Origin of the sequence: Pseudomonas gregormendelii (genome assembly GCF_017114825.1) — a bacterium.
In the GTDB taxonomy this organism is placed as follows: Bacteria; Pseudomonadota; Gammaproteobacteria; order Pseudomonadales; family Pseudomonadaceae; genus Aquipseudomonas; species Aquipseudomonas gregormendelii.
Genome location: NZ_JADEVO010000082.1, coordinates 1 through 3,374, shown reverse-complemented (window position 1 = coordinate 3,374; position 3,374 = coordinate 1). Strand labels below are relative to the sequence as shown.

General features: G+C 50.8%; 2 rRNA genes. Both read left to right on the top strand.

Annotated elements, in window-relative coordinates:
• Positions 1–166 precede the first annotated feature (166 nt).
• Positions 167–3,058: ribosomal RNA gene (locus IMW75_RS26565) — 23S ribosomal RNA — on the top strand.
• Between the two features lie 156 nt (positions 3,059–3,214).
• Positions 3,215–3,330 (top strand): 5S ribosomal RNA (gene rrf, locus IMW75_RS26560).
• The last annotated feature ends 44 nt before the right edge of the window (positions 3,331–3,374 follow it).

Below are 3,374 nucleotides of genomic sequence, written 5' to 3'. Positions count from 1 at the left end.
TCGTTCTTTAAAAATTTGGGTATGTGATAGAAAGATAGACTGAACGTTACTTTCACTGGTAACGGATCAGGCTAAGGTAAAATTTGTGAGTTGCTCTTAATTGAGTATTATCGAATTTTCGGCGAATGTCGTCTTCACAGTATAACCAGATTGCTTGGGGTTATATGGTCAAGTGAAGAAGCGCATACGGTGGATGCCTTGGCAGTCAGAGGCGATGAAAGACGTGGTAGCCTGCGAAAAGCTTCGGGGAGTCGGCAAACAGACTTTGATCCGGAGATGTCTGAATGGGGGAACCCACCTAACATAAGTTAGGTATCTTAAGCTGAATACATAGGCTTAAGAAGCGAACCAGGGGAACTGAAACATCTAAGTACCCTGAGGAAAAGAAATCAACCGAGATTCCCTTAGTAGTGGCGAGCGAACGGGGACTAGCCCTTAAGTGGCTTTGAGATTAGCGGAACGTTCTGGAAAGTACGGCCATAGTGGGTGATAGCCCTGTACGCGAAAATCTCTTAGTCATGAAATCGAGTAGGACGGAGCACGAGAAACTTTGTCTGAATATGGGGGGACCATCCTCCAAGGCTAAATACTACTGACTGACCGATAGTGAACTAGTACCGTGAGGGAAAGGCGAAAAGAACCCCGGAGAGGGGAGTGAAATAGATCCTGAAACCGTATGCGTACAAGCAGTGGGAGCCCACTTTGTTGGGTGACTGCGTACCTTTTGTATAATGGGTCAGCGACTTATTTTCAGTGGCGAGCTTAACCGAATAGGGGAGGCGTAGCGAAAGCGAGTCTTAATAGGGCGTCTAGTCGCTGGGAATAGACCCGAAACCGGGCGATCTATCCATGGGCAGGTTGAAGGTTGGGTAACACTAACTGGAGGACCGAACCGACTACCGTTGAAAAGTTAGCGGATGACCTGTGGATCGGAGTGAAAGGCTAATCAAGCTCGGAGATAGCTGGTTCTCCTCGAAAGCTATTTAGGTAGCGCCTCATGTATCACTGTAGGGGGTAGAGCACTGTTTCGGCTAGGGGGTCATCCCGACTTACCAAACCGATGCAAACTCCGAATACCTACAAGTGCCGAGCATGGGAGACACACGGCGGGTGCTAACGTCCGTCGTGAAAAGGGAAACAACCCAGACCGTCAGCTAAGGTCCCAAAGTTATGGTTAAGTGGGAAACGATGTGGGAAGGCTTAGACAGCTAGGAGGTTGGCTTAGAAGCAGCCACCCTTTAAAGAAAGCGTAATAGCTCACTAGTCGAGTCGGCCTGCGCGGAAGATGTAACGGGGCTCAAACCATACACCGAAGCTACGGGTATCACTTAGGTGATGCGGTAGAGGAGCGTTCTGTAAGCCTGTGAAGGTGAGTTGAGAAGCTTGCTGGAGGTATCAGAAGTGCGAATGCTGACATGAGTAACGACAATGGGTGTGAAAAACACCCACGCCGAAAGACCAAGGTTTCCTGCGCAACGTTAATCGACGCAGGGTTAGTCGGTCCCTAAGGCGAGGCTGAAAAGCGTAGTCGATGGAAAACAGGTTAATATTCCTGTACTTCTGGTTATTGCGATGGAGGGACGGAGAAGGCTAGGCCAGCTTGGCGTTGGTTGTCCAAGTTTAAGGTGGTAGGCTGGAATCTTAGGTAAATCCGGGATTCTAAGGCCGAGAGCTGATGACGAGTGTTCTTTTAGAACACGAAGTGGTTGATGCCATGCTTCCAAGAAAAGCTTCTAAGCTTCAGGTAACCAGGAACCGTACCCCAAACCGACACAGGTGGTTGGGTAGAGAATACCAAGGCGCTTGAGAGAACTCGGGTGAAGGAACTAGGCAAAATGGCACCGTAACTTCGGGAGAAGGTGCGCCGGTGAGGGTGAAGGACTTGCTCCGTAAGCTCATGCCGGTCGAAGATACCAGGCCGCTGCGACTGTTTATTAAAAACACAGCACTCTGCAAACACGAAAGTGGACGTATAGGGTGTGACGCCTGCCCGGTGCCGGAAGGTTAATTGATGGGGTTAGCTAACGCGAAGCTCTTGATCGAAGCCCCGGTAAACGGCGGCCGTAACTATAACGGTCCTAAGGTAGCGAAATTCCTTGTCGGGTAAGTTCCGACCTGCACGAATGGCGTAACGATGGCGGCGCTGTCTCCACCCGAGACTCAGTGAAATTGAAATCGCTGTGAAGATGCAGTGTATCCGCGGCTAGACGGAAAGACCCCGTGAACCTTTACTATAGCTTTGCACTGGACTTTGAATTTGCTTGTGTAGGATAGGTGGGAGGCTTTGAAGCGTGGACGCCAGTTCGCGTGGAGCCAACCTTGAAATACCACCCTGGCAACTTTGAGGTTCTAACTCAGGTCCGTTATCCGGATCGAGGACAGTGTATGGTGGGTAGTTTGACTGGGGCGGTCTCCTCCTAAAGAGTAACGGAGGAGTACGAAGGTGCGCTCAGACCGGTCGGAAATCGGTCGTAGAGTATAAAGGCAAAAGCGCGCTTGACTGCGAGACAGACACGTCGAGCAGGTACGAAAGTAGGTCTTAGTGATCCGGTGGTTCTGTATGGAAGGGCCATCGCTCAACGGATAAAAGGTACTCCGGGGATAACAGGCTGATACCGCCCAAGAGTTCATATCGACGGCGGTGTTTGGCACCTCGATGTCGGCTCATCACATCCTGGGGCTGAAGCCGGTCCCAAGGGTATGGCTGTTCGCCATTTAAAGTGGTACGCGAGCTGGGTTTAGAACGTCGTGAGACAGTTCGGTCCCTATCTGCCGTGGACGTTTGAGATTTGAGAGGGGCTGCTCCTAGTACGAGAGGACCGGAGTGGACGAACCTCTGGTGTTCCGGTTGTCACGCCAGTGGCATTGCCGGGTAGCTATGTTCGGAATAGATAACCGCTGAAAGCATCTAAGCGGGAAACTAGCCTCAAGATGAGATCTCACTGGGACCTTGAGTCCCCTGAAGGGCCGTCGAAGACTACGACGTTGATAGGTTGGGTGTGTAAGCGCTGTGAGGCGTTGAGCTAACCAATACTAATTGCCCGTGAGGCTTGACCATATAACACCCAAGCAATTTGACTACTCGAAAGAGCATCAGATTGCGGTGTGTGAAGACGAAATGAACCGAAAGTTCGACTCTTGCAAACACCGAAAGCTATCACATACCCAATTTGCTGAAGCGAGGCCAGCTGGCCACGACTCAGTACCCGAATTTCTTGACGACCATAGAGCATTGGAACCACCTGATCCCATCCCGAACTCAGCAGTGAAACGATGCATCGCCGATGGTAGTGTGGGGTTTCCCCATGTGAGAGTAGGTCATCGTCAAGATTAAATTCCGAAACCCCTATCTGCGTATGCAGGTAGGGGTTTTG